This is a genomic window from Falsihalocynthiibacter sp. S25ZX9, from assembly GCF_041205405.1.
GTDB classification, from domain to species: Bacteria; Pseudomonadota; Alphaproteobacteria; order Rhodobacterales; family Rhodobacteraceae; genus Falsihalocynthiibacter; species Falsihalocynthiibacter arcticus.
This window is the reverse complement of the sequence record NZ_JBGFCD010000010.1, coordinates 48951-63522: the sequence shown is the minus strand read 5'-3', so window position 1 is coordinate 63522 and position 14572 is coordinate 48951. Positions and strand designations below refer to the sequence as shown.

Annotated in this window: 15 protein-coding genes and 1 tRNA gene; 12 read left to right on the top strand and 4 right to left on the bottom strand. The window is 52.9% G+C overall.

Annotated features, from left to right (window positions below; genetic code table 11):
- Positions 1 to 13 precede the first annotated feature (13 nt).
- Positions 14 to 1117: a bifunctional diaminohydroxyphosphoribosylaminopyrimidine deaminase/5-amino-6-(5-phosphoribosylamino)uracil reductase RibD gene (gene ribD / locus AB9F29_RS12530; RefSeq protein ID WP_369755912.1), complete on the top strand. Its 1104-nt coding sequence runs from the start codon at positions 14 to 16 to the stop codon at positions 1115 to 1117.
- On the opposite strand, the gene AB9F29_RS12525 is transcribed toward ribD, so the two are convergent.
- The 3 genes from AB9F29_RS12525 to AB9F29_RS12515 form a co-directional block, all read right to left on the bottom strand.
- Positions 1114 to 3186 carry a capsular polysaccharide biosynthesis protein gene (locus AB9F29_RS12525; protein ID WP_369755911.1) on the bottom strand — a complete coding sequence of 691 codons (2073 nt, stop codon included), beginning with the start codon at positions 3184 to 3186 and terminating at the stop codon, positions 1114 to 1116. The two genes, ribD and AB9F29_RS12525, sit on opposite strands and share 4 nt — an antisense overlap.
- Positions 3187 to 3197: 11 nt before the next feature.
- On the bottom strand, positions 3198 to 4322 hold the full coding sequence (locus AB9F29_RS12520; RefSeq protein ID WP_369755910.1) for a polysaccharide biosynthesis/export family protein: 1125 nt from the start codon (positions 4320 to 4322) through the stop codon (positions 3198 to 3200).
- 81 nt (positions 4323 to 4403) lie between these two features.
- A complete protein-coding gene (locus AB9F29_RS12515; RefSeq protein WP_369755909.1) occupies positions 4404 to 5696 on the bottom strand; it encodes a capsule biosynthesis protein in 1293 nt (430 codons plus the stop codon).
- Between the two features lie 228 nt (positions 5697 to 5924).
- On the opposite strand from AB9F29_RS12515, the gene AB9F29_RS12510 reads away from it, so the two are divergent.
- The 5 genes from AB9F29_RS12510 (at position 5925) to AB9F29_RS12490 (ending at position 9588) form a co-directional block, all read left to right on the top strand.
- Positions 5925 to 6536 carry a riboflavin synthase gene (locus AB9F29_RS12510; protein WP_369755908.1) on the top strand — a complete coding sequence of 204 codons (612 nt, stop codon included), beginning with the start codon at positions 5925 to 5927 and terminating at the stop codon, positions 6534 to 6536.
- 80 nt (positions 6537 to 6616) lie between these two features.
- Positions 6617 to 7726 (top strand): 3,4-dihydroxy-2-butanone-4-phosphate synthase, encoded by a 1110-nt coding sequence (gene ribB, locus AB9F29_RS12505; RefSeq protein ID WP_369755907.1) that lies wholly within the window; start codon positions 6617 to 6619, stop codon positions 7724 to 7726.
- Positions 7726 to 8283 carry a 6,7-dimethyl-8-ribityllumazine synthase gene (locus AB9F29_RS12500; RefSeq protein WP_335585730.1) on the top strand — a complete coding sequence of 186 codons (558 nt, stop codon included), beginning with the start codon at positions 7726 to 7728 and terminating at the stop codon, positions 8281 to 8283. Before ribB ends, AB9F29_RS12500 begins: the two co-directional genes overlap by 1 nt.
- On the top strand, positions 8280 to 8777 hold the full coding sequence (gene nusB / locus AB9F29_RS12495) for a transcription antitermination factor NusB (RefSeq protein ID WP_335585729.1): 498 nt from the start codon (positions 8280 to 8282) through the stop codon (positions 8775 to 8777). The genes AB9F29_RS12500 and nusB overlap by 4 nt, the downstream gene beginning before the upstream one ends.
- A gap of 322 nt (positions 8778 to 9099) precedes the next feature.
- Complete coding sequence (locus tag AB9F29_RS12490; RefSeq protein ID WP_369755906.1) at positions 9100 to 9588, top strand: MmcB family DNA repair protein; 489 nt, start codon at positions 9100 to 9102, stop codon at positions 9586 to 9588.
- On the opposite strand, the gene AB9F29_RS12485 is transcribed toward AB9F29_RS12490, so the two are convergent.
- Positions 9566 to 9751, bottom strand: coding sequence for a DUF6324 family protein (locus tag AB9F29_RS12485; RefSeq protein ID WP_039001063.1), 186 nt, complete (start codon positions 9749 to 9751; stop codon positions 9566 to 9568). The genes AB9F29_RS12490 and AB9F29_RS12485 overlap by 23 nt on opposite strands.
- Positions 9752 to 9944: 193 nt before the next feature.
- Between AB9F29_RS12485 and AB9F29_RS12480 the strand changes: the two genes are divergently transcribed.
- From AB9F29_RS12480 to AB9F29_RS12455, 6 genes are all read left to right on the top strand, one after another.
- Positions 9945 to 10021: transfer RNA gene (locus AB9F29_RS12480), tRNA-His, on the top strand.
- 261 nt (positions 10022 to 10282) lie between these two features.
- Positions 10283 to 10690 carry a MarR family winged helix-turn-helix transcriptional regulator gene (locus tag AB9F29_RS12475; RefSeq protein WP_039001062.1) on the top strand — a complete coding sequence of 136 codons (408 nt, stop codon included), beginning with the start codon at positions 10283 to 10285 and terminating at the stop codon, positions 10688 to 10690.
- Positions 10691 to 10708: 18 nt separating this feature from the next.
- The gene (locus AB9F29_RS12470) at positions 10709 to 11080 is read left to right on the top strand and encodes a response regulator (RefSeq protein ID WP_335585726.1); all 372 of its coding nucleotides are present in this window, start codon (positions 10709 to 10711) and stop codon (positions 11078 to 11080) included.
- Positions 11081 to 11216: 136 nt separating this feature from the next.
- Positions 11217 to 11645: a hypothetical protein gene (locus AB9F29_RS12465; RefSeq protein WP_369755905.1), complete on the top strand. Its 429-nt coding sequence runs from the start codon at positions 11217 to 11219 to the stop codon at positions 11643 to 11645.
- A 26-nt stretch (positions 11646 to 11671) separates the two neighbouring features.
- Entirely contained in the window at positions 11672 to 12166 is a 495-nt protein-coding gene (locus tag AB9F29_RS12460; protein ID WP_369755904.1) for a hypothetical protein, read from the top strand.
- 164 nt (positions 12167 to 12330) lie between these two features.
- Positions 12331 to 14535, top strand: coding sequence for a DEAD/DEAH box helicase (locus tag AB9F29_RS12455; RefSeq protein WP_369755903.1), 2205 nt, complete (start codon positions 12331 to 12333; stop codon positions 14533 to 14535).
- Positions 14536 to 14572 lie beyond the last annotated feature (37 nt).

The following is a 14572-nucleotide window of genomic DNA, read 5'->3' as shown; positions in this document are numbered from 1 at the left end:
CTTAGGGGCGCCCGTGCAATCTAGGCTTCAAGACGAACGGTTTATGCGTCGCGCCCTTATTCTGGGCGCGCAGGGTTTGGGGCAGGTATGGCCAAACCCGTCTGTGGGCTGTGTTGTTGTTCATTCCGATCAAATAATTGCCGAAGGCGTTACGGCCCATGGGGGCCGTCCGCACGCCGAAGTGGTCGCTTTGGAGCAAGCGGGGGTACATGCGCGAGGTGCAACGGCTTATGTGACCTTAGAGCCCTGCACGCATACAGGAAAGTCGGGGCCATGCACACACGCTCTCATCACGTCGGGTATTGCGCGTGTGGTCTATGCGATTGAAGACGTGGATCCGCGGGTTGCGGGGCGCGCGAAGGCGCTTCTTGAGGCCGCTGGAATTTCGGTTACCACGGGTGTTTTGGAAACCCAGGCGCGCGAAACTCACTCCGGTTTTTTCAAGGCCAAGGAGCAGGGTCTGCCGTTTGTGACCCTGAAATTAGCCACAAGTATTGATGGACGCATTGCGACTCAAACGGGCGAGAGTAAGTGGATTACGGGGGCTGCTGCGCGGCACCATGTGCATGCGATGCGTGCCTGTCATGATGCGGTGCTTGTGGGGGGCGGCACGGCGCGTTCGGACGATCCCATGCTCAACGTGCGTGATTTGGGAGTCGTGCGCCAACCCATTCGAGTGGTGGCATCGGCGCTGCTCGATATTCCGCTGGGCGGGAAGCTGGCCGCGACAGCAGGAGAGATTCCGCTTTGGATTTGCCATCAATCCTGTGCGTCGAACTTCCTGAAGGACGCTTGGATCGGCATTGGTGCGAAGCTTGTTGAAGTGGAGTTGGGCGTAGATCGAAAACTCTCGGTGCGCGCGATGATGTCGACTTTGGCCAACGAAGGTTTGACACGGGTGTATTGCGAAGGCGGCGGGCATTTGGCGGCGTCAATGTTGAATGCGGGGCTCGTTGATGATCTGATGACCTATACTGCGGGTGTGGTGATCGGCGGTGACGGGCTCGCGGGGATTGCCCCGATGCAACTTAACAAGCTGTCAAAAGCTCAACGGTTTAAACTCATTGAAGCCCGCGCAATTGGCGATGATGTTCTGCATCATTGGCGCGTGCTCTAGCGACGCCACAACGGGGCGAAGCTTGCAAATATTCCTTGTACCTTTGACACAAATCTCAGGCTTGCACCTCGTCTAGAAGCAGCAGAACCCACGCTTTTGAGGCGTTGCAGGATGATTTCTGGTGGGCAGGGTAGGGCGGTGACGGGATCAAAATATCGTGGTGCGTCGATGAGGCACGCATGGGTGAGGCCTAAAAGTGTTGGGCGCGCCGAACGGCGTGAAGGGACCTCGCCCAAATCGTTTGTGAGACCCCAGCCTGCATAGAATGGGGTGCCAAGACAGGTTACAGGGACGTTGCGCAACAAGGCCTCAAAGCCAAGGAGGGACGTCATGGTCCAGACCTCTTGAATATGGGGGAAAAGCGACGTTGGGTCCGTTTTTGCGAGGATCGCATCGCAAAATTCGAGCGCCTGTGCTGGCAAAAGTGCGCCCTTACGCAGCCCCGCTTCAACGTCGGGGTGGGGTTTGTAGAGAAGTACGGCCGTGGGATTTCGGTCACGGGTTTCTTTGAGCAGGTCGAGATTCGTTGCGGTGCTTTGACAGCCGAACTGAATTGAGGCGTCGTCCTCAACTTGGCCGACAACGAGGATACGGTGCCCTTTTGGAAGGTTGGGAAGGGGGGCGCCGGAGAGGTTGTATTTGCTCAACCCCGCTCGAAGAATTCCAGTTAGAAGGTTTTGGGCCCGCTCAAGGCTTGCGTCCGAAAGGTGCGATGACGCGGTGATATATTGCTCCAATCTGGATTCAGATCGAGGATCATAGTAGACGCCCAAATCATCAAGAATAAGCGACATTGCGGGCACCAAAGCCGCACCTAAACCGCGTGATCGAAGGAACCCGTCCTCCGCGCGGACCACGGGAACCTGTTGGGTGTTTGCAGCCGTTAAAAGCGAAGGGTTCGCGCGGTTTGCCCAAACAAGCAGGGGTGCGTTGAGGGCGGAGGCGCGTTGAATTGCCTTGGCCTCCGGGCTCACAAACTCAAGGGGTTTGCCTCTCCCAAAGGCGCGTTGAAGCGCGGGACGTTTCCAAAGGCGCATACCTACGGCAACATATCCCGCCTTGTCCTCACGCCATGCGCGCGCCTGAATCGCAAGGGTTTCTATGACGTCTTCGAGTTGGCAGAGGCGATCGTTATAGGGATCATACCATTTTGGGTAGAGGATCATGGCCGCCGCAAAAAGCTGTGGGCGACTTAGCTTTCGTTCGCGACGTGGCACTGGATATTCGTCGTCTGTTAGGCCCCAGCCAGCGTAAAAGGGTTGGCCAAAAACGCGTGGTTTGTGCCCTGCAAAAATGGCTTCGAACCCCATTTGAGATGAAACCGTGTAGACGGCGATGGCCCCCTCAAAGAGGGTCTGTGGCGCGATATCGTTTGTATAAAGGGACACGCGCGCGCTCTCGTCTTTGTCGGAAAAGTAGCCCAGCCGTGCCCCGCCAGTCGTTTCTGGATGGGTTTTTATCAGGACTTTTGCGGACGGGTGCTCCGTTTGTGCAAAAACCAACATCTCTTTGAAGCGAGTCCAATCGGCCCCGCTGGCGGTGACGGCGGCGTCATCGCGGGTTTGGTCAATGACCAAGACATAGCCAGGAGCGGGGGGCGAGGTATCAAGCGCAAAGCCGTTATATTTCGAGAGTTTAAGCGCGTTTATGCGATCAATCGCGTTGCGAGCACGGTTTAGAATGGATGTGTTGTCTAAGGGCGAATGGGCAAGGATTTTTTCCAAGTCGGACGGGGTGGAAGGATCAAAATGCACGCCGGATCGGTCGATGCAGAGGCCAAGGGGTGGATCACCTGCTAAACGTCCAGGAAGAACAGAGCGCAAAAACGCGTCTTCAACTCTTACTATTTCGGCGTCGGTGTGTGCAGAAACGATTTCTCCGCGCCCCGAAGTCGGGCTTTGCCCCCAAACGCCTACAAGGTCTTTTGCTGAGGGTTTTCCGATTTTTACGTCATAGCCAGACAGCGCAAGGATGCGTCGCAATCTTGGTTGGGTAAGAAATCCGCCGTTAAAAACAAAAAGTTGCCGCGGGGGGGGCGCGGCAACTTTGCTGGTTTCTTCATCGTACATGTCGACCCTTTTTAGAACGCGCCATCAAGGACCGCGAGGTCAGCAACCGGACCGATAATGGCACCAAGTGTTTTCTGCAGGCGCACATAAGGCGCTTCGGTGACATAGACGGTATCGTTTTCGCGGATTGCGAAATCACGCGCTTGGAACATTCCGTTGGGTGCAGTCAAATCAATGACATAGATAAACCGTTGATCGCCTTGTAGATCATTCCGCCCAAGCACCACATTAGAAATTTCTTGGGGTTCGTTGCGGAATATGAAAATGCCTTTTGGATCGGCAAGGTTGGAATTGAGGCCGCCGACAAGTGCGAGGGCTTCGATTGCTGAAACCGTTTGGGATTCAAAAGTGACGCGACTTTGCGTCCCCATAGCACCAAGGGCAGTAAACGCACGATTGTCCTTTTCAACGAGGATCTTATCTCCTCCGCGTAGCGCAATATCCATTTCGGGGTTTTCATAGAGGTCTTGGAGCCAGATTCTGTCTTTCAAACCGTTTCGCGTTACTGTTATTTGGGCGATCTCTGGTTCAATCGTCACACCGGATGCGCGCGCGAGCATGGCGGAAAGTGTGCGTGTGGGGCGCTCAATGGGGTAAACCCCTTGTGCACCAACCCCGCCAACAATCGAAACCGTAGACCCGTCGCCGGCAAGACGACGCACGGAAACTTGGGGGTCGGGAGTTTGCTGATCAAGCTTGCGCGTGATAATATTGCGCAATTGCTCGGGCGTATTGCCATCAGCTTTAATGCGTCCTGCATAAGGAACGAAAATAAATCCTTGTCCGTCAACTTGGATTTCTTCCAAAATAGTTGCGACTTGTGGCGCGCCCAAAATGGGGACATCAGTGTTCTCCCAAACTGACACGCCTAAAACGTCTCCGGAACGAATGGTATCGGACCCTAAAAGGCCAGCATTTTTAAACGCTGCCGAAAACCCGAGGGCTGGCGTAACAGATGTCGCCCGCGTCACACGATCGTTAACGGTTACAACGAATGCGTCCCCCTGTTTTAGGACTGATCCCGAATAGATTTCGTTTTTATTTGGGCCGGAACGCGGAAGCGTACAGGATGCAAGCGCTGTTACAAGCGCAAGTAGGGCGACCGAACGGACACCTTTGGAAGCCAGAATGCTCACTGCTGGAGCTCCTCGATTATTATAACTGCCTCAGTCTTTTTAAGCCAAGTTACGGAAATCTGAGGAAAAAGCTAGACGGACTTATTTAACGAGCCGCAACTGTTGCCTTGGAGCCGCTTTCCCCGTTTTTAAGGCCTCGTAGGGATCTAGGGGGGATAACATCATGTCAACGACTTGGCGTAATAATTGACGGCGCCCCCGAGCGGAATAGAAACCCCCAGCAACCTGTGAGGTCTCTAGAAGAAAGTGACGATAGTCCCTGTATGCGCCGTTGTCGGGACGTGTTGGTGCGGAGAAAAATTCTGCAAGCGGTTGAGTCGAGACAAACTCTGGTTTGTCAAAAACGGCGACACCAAAGGTTTTTAGGGGCAAGCCACGCCACAGAACTTGTTGTGCTGAAGTCGAGTTGACGGTCACGGCCGAGCGCGCGTTGTCGAGAAGCTGGGCGAGTTTGCCGCCCCTGACATAGTGGACGCGGTTCTCGACCCCGTTCTCTTTGGCTAACGCGTGAATATTATTACGAAGAGGGAGCTGGCCGTTTTCCAGCGGGTGAGCTTTGAAAACAAGATGGTGATGTCGGGGAGCGCCCTTGGCGAAGCCTTCAATGGCAACTTGGAGGAAATCACTCATACTTTCGAACGGGCTGTGCATTTGAAAACTGCTGTCATGTTCGAGTTGAAGAAGCGCCACATGGTAGGGGAAGCCCGACCATTTGATCCGCGTCGTCGCCAGAACCCGTTCCACCCAGTGAAGCGGCATGAGAAGCAGACGTTTGATGTATAACTGAAACTCTCGAGAAACAGGTAGGGCCCGATGGGCACGAAAATTGCTGTAAGGTCCGTTTCTGAACATCACAAACCAGTGGTACAACGCGCCGTACAGCACATGTTGCCGCATATCGCCCCAATGGGCGGGCGCTTCTGGAATGTCTAAAACGGAATGGGCTAATATTTCCTGCATATCGGCTACCTGCATTCCCATCAAAGCGGAGTGCCCATTCGCACCACCGCGCTCATAGGTTACCCAGTAGGGGCGAAGGTAACCCTCCTCGAAAATATGTATTGTGATGCCATTTTTATTTGCTATTTCAATAGCCTGCGCGTGTATTGGGCGTGTGTCGCCATAGAGGGTGACGTCGGTTATGCCTTTGCTGGTGAGCAGGTCTTGGAAAAAACTGGGCCACGCGGATTGGGGTTCTTGAAAAGGGATATAGCTCTCGGCGTGGCGCCAAAATGCCCGATCCCCTTGGTTGAAACCCACGCGCCAGACCTCGGCGCCCGCGAGGCGCATCATTTTGCCTAAACGATGAAAAAACGGCCCGTGCGGTCCTTGCAGAAATAAAAAACGCCGCTTTTCTGGGGGGAGTTGGCTCATTGAGTTCTCTGTCTCGCTTTTGGTCTTGAGGCGGCGAAATCTCCGTTCAAAGGACGAAAGTTTCCGTTTTCATAGTTTTTATACCAAGTTCGTGGGGCAGGAATATGGCAAATTCAATGCCAAACCGTTAAAGTGGCAAAAATCTCCTTGAAACCATCGCTGCGTCGGTCTTGCACCGACCGGCCTGAGCGGCTACTCCAAACATAAGAATTCTTGAAGGGATGCGTGATGTTTACAGGTATAATTACGGATGTTGGCACGGTTTTGGAAGCCGAACAGCGTGGCGACCTGCGGGCCCGTATTGGAACATCTTACGATGTGTCGGGAATTGATATTGGCGCGTCGATTGCCTGCAATGGTGTTTGCTTGACGGTTGTCGCCCTTGGCCAAAGCCCGGAAAATTGGTTCGATGTCGAAATCTCGGCAGAATCCGTTGCGAAAACCAATATTGGCACTCAGGGCAACGATTGGCATGTTGGCCGCCGTATAAACCTTGAACGCGCCCTTAAGATTGGCGATGAACTCGGGGGGCACATTGTGTCGGGGCACGTGGATAGCGTGGCCGAAATTATCACGATGAAAGACGAGGGGGACAGCACGCGGTTTACCTTCCTCGCTCCCGAAGCCTTTGCCAAGTTTATTGCCCAAAAAGGGTCGGTCACGTTGAACGGCACTTCCCTGACTGTGAATGACGTTGATGGCTGTTCCTTTGGCGTGAATATCATTCCACATACCAAGGACGTAACGACTTGGGGTGCCGCGAAAGTTGGCGATATGGTCAATCTTGAGATCGATACCATGGCCCGTTATGTGGCTAGACTTCAGGAGTTTTCGACATGAGCACGTGCCAATGCGCGGCCTTCCTGCCGAAATATTTAATCAGGTGCACCTCCGTAGCTGCCCAAATCACAGGACTGTAAATGACAGATTCTTCAAACCACTACTCTGAGGCCGTTTCCACAATTGAAGAGATTCTCGAAGACGCCCGTAATGGACGGATGTTTATTCTTGTGGATCACGAGGATCGCGAAAACGAAGGGGATTTGGTTGTTCCAGCCCAGATGGCGACGCCGGATGTGATTAATTTCATGGCGACCCATGGGCGCGGATTGATTTGCCTCGCATTGACAGGCGAGCGCCTTGATCAACTCGGCTTGCCGATGATGAGCAGCAGCAATTCCTCGCGCCATGAAACGGCCTTCACCACCTCAATTGAGGCACGTGAAGGGGTGACCACGGGGATCTCGGCGCATGACCGCGCTTTGACGGTCGCTGTGGCTGTTGATTCCACGAAGGGTGCGACTGACATTGCCACACCGGGCCACGTCTTTCCTTTGCGCGCACGTAAGGGCGGCGTGTTGGTGCGGGCAGGGCATACAGAAGCCGCCGTCGATATCAGCCGCCTTGCGGGCTTAAACCCCTCCGGCGTGATTTGTGAGATTATGAACGACGATGGCACTATGTCGCGCCTGCCGGACCTCGTTTCATTTGCGCAACGACACGGGCTGAAAATCGGTACGATCAGCGATTTGATCGCCTATCGTCGTCGCCACGATAACCTCGTTAAAATCAATTCTCAGGGCAAGATTCAGTCCGAGTTTGGCGGCGAATGGGAGTTGCGGATTTACACGGACGAGGCACACGGGGCAGAACATATCGCACTTGTGAAGGGTGATATTTCCACCGATGAACCCGTCCTTGTGCGGATGCATGCGCTTGATCCAATGCTGGATGTGATCGGCGTGGGCGGCAAGGGGCGTGCCGCTGAATTTAGCGATGCGATGAATATGATTGCCGACGAAGGCCGCGGCGTTTTGGTGCTGTTGCGCGACGTTCACATGAAACTTCACGCCAGCGAAGAAGCGTCACCACAGACTTTGCGTCAATATGGAGTCGGCGCACAGATTCTCTCGTCGTTGGGCCTGTCGCGCTTGGAATTGCTTACCAACTCACCGATTCCAAAAGTTGTGGGGCTTGAGGCCTATGGGCTCGAAATTACGGGCACCCGCAAAATTTCGGAGATCGGTTGATGGCTGGGCACGAACAGCACTACATTATGCCGCGTGCGGAATTCGCGGCTCCGGTGAAACTTCTGATCGTCGTTTCGCCATACTATAAAGATATTGCCGACAATATGGTTGCGGGCGCGATCGCCGAAATCGAAGCCGCTGGCGGCACATATGAAATCGCGCAAGTCCCTGGTGCGCTTGAGATTCCGACCTGTATTGGCATCGCGGATCGTATGTCAAACTTCGACGGTTATGTGGCGCTGGGCTGTGTTATTCGAGGGGAAACCACGCACTATGATACGGTGTGTAATGACTCCAGTCGTGCGATTCAGCTCTTGGGACTGCAAGGGGTATGCATCGGTAATGCCATCCTTACTGTCGAAAATCGGCAGCAAGCTGAGGTGCGTGCAGACCCTGCCGATCAAAATAAAGGGGGCGGGGCGGCCGCTGCGGCCTTGCATCTCATCGCACTTTCGCGCAAATGGGGCGGCCAAGGTAAAGGAGCGGGCTTTAAATCCACTCCCGACAGTATTTTGATCGCCTCATCGGGCGGCAAGGAAAACGGAACGACCGCATGACAAACCCAGAGACCTCCGCGAAAGCGGCGCCAAAAATATCTAAAGGCCGCCAGAAAAAATCTGCGTCGCGGCTCTATGCGGTTCAGGCGCTGTTTCAGATGGAGAATTCTGGGCAAACCATTGAAGCTATCGTGCAGGAATTCCAAGAGTTCCGTTTCGGTGCCATTTATGAGGGTGTCGAGATGATGGAGGGCAACATGGAATTGTTCCAAGCGCTCGTCGAAAACGCAGTCGACCATCAGGCAAAGATTGACCAAATGACCGATCGCGCTTTGGTCGCAAAATGGCCCATCGCACGGATCGACCCCACCTTGCGTGCGCTCTTTCGGGCCGCGGGTGCGGAAATGGTGGCTTTGGAAACGCCGCCACGCGTAATAATCAGTGAGTTCGTCGATATTGCCCGTGCTTTTGATCCTAGTGGCAAAGAGCCACAATTTGTCAACGCAGTGCTGGATTTTATGGCGCGTGAAATCAAACCAGAAGCTTTTGCATAAAAAATTGCCGGTCTAAGCCACATGGAGCGCCCCTTTTGGGGCGTTTTTTATTGGGAGATTGTGGCGGGCCCGCAGCGACCGTAGGGGCAGCTAATTCCTGGGGACCTGTATGTACAGGTGGGCACCAGATAATTGAACCAGGGTCCAAACAGAGCCAGCTCCCTAGGATTTGCTTAAGGCCTCTGGAATTTGTACCCACTGTTTACGAGAAGAGCAGAACCCGCCGTCCATTGACATAAGTGGGCACAGAGCATGCGGCAAGGGGCGAAGGGGCTTTAATTGGAAATCTCTTGTGTCTTGACTTTTTGTTTATGGTTTGTTCATGTTTAGCATGAACTCTTTAACTGGCGATAACTCCATAGAGGCGCGCAAAGCTGGGCAATTGTTGGCGCGGGGTGTGTGCAGGCACTTATTGCAGCTTGATTTCACGGTGATCGAGGAATTCGTTCCTGAGCGCGGGTTGCGTGTGGATGTCATCGCATTAGGCCCTAAAGGCGAGTTTTGGGTGGTTGAATGCAAGTCTAGTCGTGCCGATTTTCAAGCCGACAGCAAATGGCAGGGGTATCTACCTTGGTGTGATCGATATTTCTGGGCCGTTGACGGGAGTTTTCCAATAAACCTGCTTCCACTTGAAACGGGGCTTATCCTTGCCGATAGCTATGACGCCGAAATTGTTCGTATGGGGCCCGAAGTGAAAATTGCGCCCGCACGACGTAAAAAACTCACGCAAAAATTCGCGCGGGATGCCGCACGAAGATTGCAAAGCTATCGTGATCCTGGTGTGGCAGCTATTTCTTACCCGCAAGCATAAGGGCTGCAGCACGGATTTCTTCGGCGATTTCCAATGCTTCATCCGGCGTGAAATCCATTGGAATTTCAACACCATCTGCTTCGATATAGAGGCGCACGTTCCCCAAAGATGTTGGCCCAATCTGTAGATTGGCTTCGACTTCTTTTTCGGTGTTGATACCCATTTTTGCTCTCCTTGATTGCCCAAATTGACTAGACCCAACTGGCAACGGAGGCAAGAGGGCGTTTTTTAGGCGGCAATTGGCGACGTTTTGAGGTCCGACGCGGTGATGGAGGCAAATACTTGCGAAATTCCACAATTTCATACCTCGCGGCCCTTGCATTCACCGCACGTGGGCGCTAAATCAGCCAAAGTGTGCCGCCATAGTTCAGTTGGTTAGAACGCTTGTTTGTGGAACAAGAGGTCCCCCGTTCAAGTCGGGGTGGCGGTACCATTTTCTAAATACAGTAACATTTAGGGATTTTGTTACCCGTTGTAGGGCGTATCGCATGGCTTTCTCTAACGTTTTGCTAATCAAAACCCATTCCCACCATTTTTAAGCTGTTGCCCGCCTTTTGACCCTTCGTTTAAAATGTCGGATTAAAAATCTTGCTCTATTCAGGTCACAGCGTATATTTTAACAAAAAATGTTATATTTATTGCTAGTAACAAGTACCTAGCTATAGTGGATTTGTGCAAGTGTGAGTGGTTTTTAATGGTAAAAAGTGATGTTGCAGCGGCGGTATTGATTGAAAAAATCGTTCGCGCTACCTATCCAAGCAGAGAACCAGGGGCCATACAGCCGCTCCAATGGTCGATTCTGAGGTTTCTTGCAAGGGTTCCATCAGAGCAACGCACAGCACATATGGTTGCAAAATTCTTGGGGATCACAGCCGCGCCGACAAGTCGCGCAGTGCAAACATTGGTAAAACGCGGGTTTGTAGAACAGGTGAAAAGCGAACACGATGCGCGCAGTTTCTTATTGGTGTTACAGCCTGCTGCCTTGCAAGCGCTAAAGGACGATCCATTGATGCGCCTCGCTGAATGCGTGTCGAAACTACCTGAAGATGAAAAGGGTGTGTTCAAAAAATCTTTAGAGTGTATTGTCGTGAATGTAGGGTAAAATTGGCTGGGGCAATTAATGTCAAAAGTATTGGTCGTTGATGATGATCCACAATTAAGAGAATTGATGGAAAGATTTTTGTCGAGAGCTGGATTTGAGGTCGTTCTTTGCGAGGGGCCAGAACCGGCTCTTGTTGTCATTTCTGAAACCGATGATTTTGATGTTGCGGTGCTGGACGTATGGCTAGGACTGGATAGTGGTTTAGATCTCTACGACAGTATTCTCCAGAAACTACCAGATTTACCCGTGGTTTTCGTATCGGGGGGCGGCGGTCTTATTCCCTTGGAAACGACGACGGCTCTCGCGGATATCAAAGGCGCAAAAACCTTTCTGTACAAGCCATTTAAAGGCGACGATTTAGTCGCCGCTGTCACTTCGGCGCTCCTTTAATCCACAAGTAATCCTAGGTATGACCGCAATCGTGTTCTAACCGTACTGAAATTTATCTTATTGCTACTAGCATCTTTACATATGTGCAGGGTTCCTTTAGATAAAGTTGCTATAAGCAATTGTCTGTGGACGGTGTGTGATTGATTCTTTTGCAATAGAACGACGACCCGCGGCCTTGATTCTTGGCGAGCATTCGCTCGCTGGACAAGCTGTCCTGAATAGGTTGGGTTCCGAGAATTGGTTGTCAGTCGTCACAGATTTTGAACGAGCTTTGGATCAAATGTCCCTTCGGGTATTCGATGTTGTGGTTATTGTTTCGAGGCAATCTGAACTTCAGGTGTTGCAGTTTGCGCGGCACATTCGCTCTCAGTCTACGCGAACACGTGTTGCTACGGTTTTGGTCATTTCTGATGAGGTATCGCCTGAAGATGCAAAACTTGCGGGAATTGATCGGGTCGTAGGATTCGAGTCTGGGGTTAAGGATGTTGTTCTCCATATTGCGCAAGCGGCGACGCAGCGTGTGGAGAAAAGCAGATTGAGACGAAAAGAGAATTTTGTTTTGTAACTATTAGGGTTGGTACGGGATTTACTATGGATGAGAGCGAAAAAAACAAAATCGTTAGCGCGTATTTTGCTGCAGCTGAAGCGATGGTCGCTCTTGGGGGATTGGCCTCTGGTAAATCCGGCATCAATGTTGTGCCCTTTGCCCCAGTGAAAAACCAACGACGCGGAGCAAATGTTTCTGCCGATGACGCTTCTTTGCAAAAGTCCGAAGTAATTGGCGGGAAAGGCGATGTATTGTCTGAAGTTTCCAATCACATCCGGTCGACCAAAACGGGCACGCATGCCTTTGCCGATACTATTGTTTCAATCCAACCGGGATATTTGAAAATAGGGGCGCGGGGGCAAAGCGCGGATCAAGCAAGCGCATTGGTGTTTTGGGAAGATCTGGAAAAACATCAATGGATGCTTGATGTGCTCGCGGAACTAGAAGCATTCGCGTCTGCAAATTCACTCGCGCAAACGGCAGAGGCACTTGTTGCCGCACGGTGCGAGATCATTTCTCGTGCCGCGCGCGCAAAGTAAACGCGCCTACAGCCATCGTATTCGTGGGCCATTATTGCTTCTTGAGAGCGAAATTCATGCATTTGTTACTTTTTAAGGGGTAAATGCGATTTTTGGCTCTTCTTTGATTGCTTTATCGCCTACTTCTGAATATGCCCGCCCTTTCCGTCGGCCAATGGGTCGATATGATTTTTTCGAAAGATATCGCCGTGACGCAATTCGAAGGCATTCTGCCGCCCCTTTCCGACGCCCTTGTAAAAAAGGGTTACACCGAGCTGACCCCCGTTCAGCTAGACGTATCCGATCCTGCATTAGCTGAATCCGATCTCTTGGTGTCCGCGCAAACTGGGTCGGGTAAGACGGTTGCTTTTGGTCTGGCGATTGCGCCGACGATTCTTGGCGATGCTCTCCGATTTGAGCGGGCCGATGCGCCCCTTACATTGATTGTGGCGCCGACGCGTGAATTGGCTCTGCAAGTGCGCCGCGAGTTTGAATGGCTTTACGCTGAAACGGGTGCGCGCATCGCGTCCTGTGTTGGCGGCATGGACATGCGGACCGAACGCCGCGAATTGGACCAAGGCGCACACATTGTTGTGGGCACACCTGGCCGTCTTCGCGACCATATCGCGCGCAAATCTTTGCGTATGGACCAAATGCGGGCAATCGTTTTGGACGAAGCCGACGAGATGCTCGATCTTGGCTTTCGCGATGATCTCGAGTTTATTCTTGGCGAAGCCCCAGAAGAGCGTCGCACTTTGATGTTCTCGGCGACGGTTCCACGTCAAATCGCCGACCTTGCACGCAACTTCCAAAAAGACGCCAAGCGGGTTGCAACCGCTTCCGAAGCCAAGCAACACGTTGATATCGACTATCAAGCTTTGGTCTGTGCCGCGCCTGACCGCGAAAACGCTATTATCAATTTGCTACGCTTTCATGAACCCGAAACGGCGATTGTTTTCTGTGGCACACGTGTGACCGTAAACCATTTGACGGCGCGTTTTACCAACCGTGGTTTCCGCGTTGTGGCGCTTTCCGGCGAGCTTTCCCAAGCAGAACGTAGCCACGCTCTTCAAGCGATGCGCGATGGCCGCGCCCAAGTTTGTGTGGCGACTGACGTTGCGGCGCGCGGGATCGACCTTCCGGGTCTAAATCTTGTTGTGCACGCTGATTTACCACAAAACCAAGAAGCTCTTCTGCACCGCTCTGGCCGTACAGGTCGCGCGGGCCAAAAAGGCATTTCGGCGTTGATCGTTCCAAAAAATCAACGTGGCAAGGCTGAACGTTTGCTGAAATGGGCGAAAGTTACCGCGAATTGGGGCACTCCTCCAAGTGCGTCTGACGTGCGCGCCAAAGACGATGAGCGTTTGATCGCCAGCTTCAAAACAGAAGAAGTTGTCGGCGAAGAAGCCGTTGTTGCGGCGCTCCTCGAAGGGAACACTCCCGAGCAAATCGCTTCTGCGTATATCGCGCAGTATCGCTCCTTGCGCACCTCTCCGGAAGAGTTGCGTGAAGTCGGCGGTGTAGACGCGCCCACAGAGAATCGTGGATTTGCGAGTTCTGTTTGGCTGTCCCTCAATGTTGGCCGCGAGCAACGGGCCGAGCCACGCTGGCTCATTCCGCTGCTTTGCAAGGCTGGTGGCATTACCAAACGCGAAATCGGCGCGATCAAGATGGTTCCCAATGAAACATATGTTGAGTTGGACGCCACCATTGCAGATCGTTTCTTTGCTGCGTTGGGCAAAGACAACATCCTAGAAGAAGACGTAAAAGCGACCAAGCTCGACAAGGTTCCAGACGTTGCGCGCAGTGGTCATTCAGGTGCTCGTCCGAGCTTTGGTGACAAACCACGTGGTGGCCCGCGCCCCGATCGTGGCCCTCGCGAAGAACGCGCCCCACGTTCGGACTCGCACCGCAAGCCGCATGATGGCGCCAACGGGTACAAGGGCAACAAGCCTGAAGGCAAATACGAAGGCAAGCCCGCCGGTAAGTACGAAGGCAAAAAGCCTGAGGGAAAGTACGAAGGCAAACCCGCAGGTAAATACGAAGGCAAGAAGCCTGAGGGAAAATACGAAGGCAAACCTGCCGGTAAGTATGAAGGCAAACCCGCCGGTAAATATGCAGGTAAGCCAGCAGGGAAATACGCCGGAAACACGGATGACAAACCCCGCAAACCTCGTGCAGAAGGGGCTTCTGGCGCGGACTTTAAACCGAAATTCGGTGGATCTGCAGATTCTGGACCCAAACGTGGTGGACCGGCTGGAAAACCTGCGGGTGGCCCGAAAAAATCGGGACCACCAGCCGGATTTGACCCCAAAGATACGTCGCAAAAGCTGCGCCATAAGGCCACGGGCAAGGGCAAGTTCGCCAAGCCAAGAAAACCAGTAAAATAGAGTAAATAGCCCAGTTCTTCGCTGGGCTATCCGCTTT

What these genes read in the sequence shown, in the direction of transcription:
- AB9F29_RS12525 (WP_369755911.1), bottom strand. Translation starts at nt 3,186, where the DNA reads ATGTACGATGAAGAAACCAGCAAAGTTGCCGCGCCCCCCCCGCGGCAA.
- AB9F29_RS12515 (WP_369755909.1), bottom strand. Translation starts at nt 5,696, where the DNA reads ATGAGCCAACTCCCCCCAGAAAAGCGGCGTTTTTTATTTCTGCAAGGA.
- AB9F29_RS12510 (WP_369755908.1), top strand. Translation starts at nt 5,925, where the DNA reads ATGTTTACAGGTATAATTACGGATGTTGGCACGGTTTTGGAAGCCGAA.
- ribB (WP_369755907.1), top strand. Translation starts at nt 6,617, where the DNA reads ATGACAGATTCTTCAAACCACTACTCTGAGGCCGTTTCCACAATTGAA.
- AB9F29_RS12500 (WP_335585730.1), top strand. Translation starts at nt 7,726, where the DNA reads ATGGCTGGGCACGAACAGCACTACATTATGCCGCGTGCGGAATTCGCG.
- nusB (WP_335585729.1), top strand. Translation starts at nt 8,280, where the DNA reads ATGACAAACCCAGAGACCTCCGCGAAAGCGGCGCCAAAAATATCTAAA.
- AB9F29_RS12490 (WP_369755906.1), top strand. Translation starts at nt 9,100, where the DNA reads ATGTTTAGCATGAACTCTTTAACTGGCGATAACTCCATAGAGGCGCGC.
- AB9F29_RS12485 (WP_039001063.1), bottom strand. Translation starts at nt 9,751, where the DNA reads ATGGGTATCAACACCGAAAAAGAAGTCGAAGCCAATCTACAGATTGGG.
- AB9F29_RS12475 (WP_039001062.1), top strand. Translation starts at nt 10,283, where the DNA reads ATGGTAAAAAGTGATGTTGCAGCGGCGGTATTGATTGAAAAAATCGTT.
- AB9F29_RS12470 (WP_335585726.1), top strand. Translation starts at nt 10,709, where the DNA reads ATGTCAAAAGTATTGGTCGTTGATGATGATCCACAATTAAGAGAATTG.
- AB9F29_RS12460 (WP_369755904.1), top strand. Translation starts at nt 11,672, where the DNA reads ATGGATGAGAGCGAAAAAAACAAAATCGTTAGCGCGTATTTTGCTGCA.
- AB9F29_RS12455 (WP_369755903.1), top strand. Translation starts at nt 12,331, where the DNA reads ATGATTTTTTCGAAAGATATCGCCGTGACGCAATTCGAAGGCATTCTG.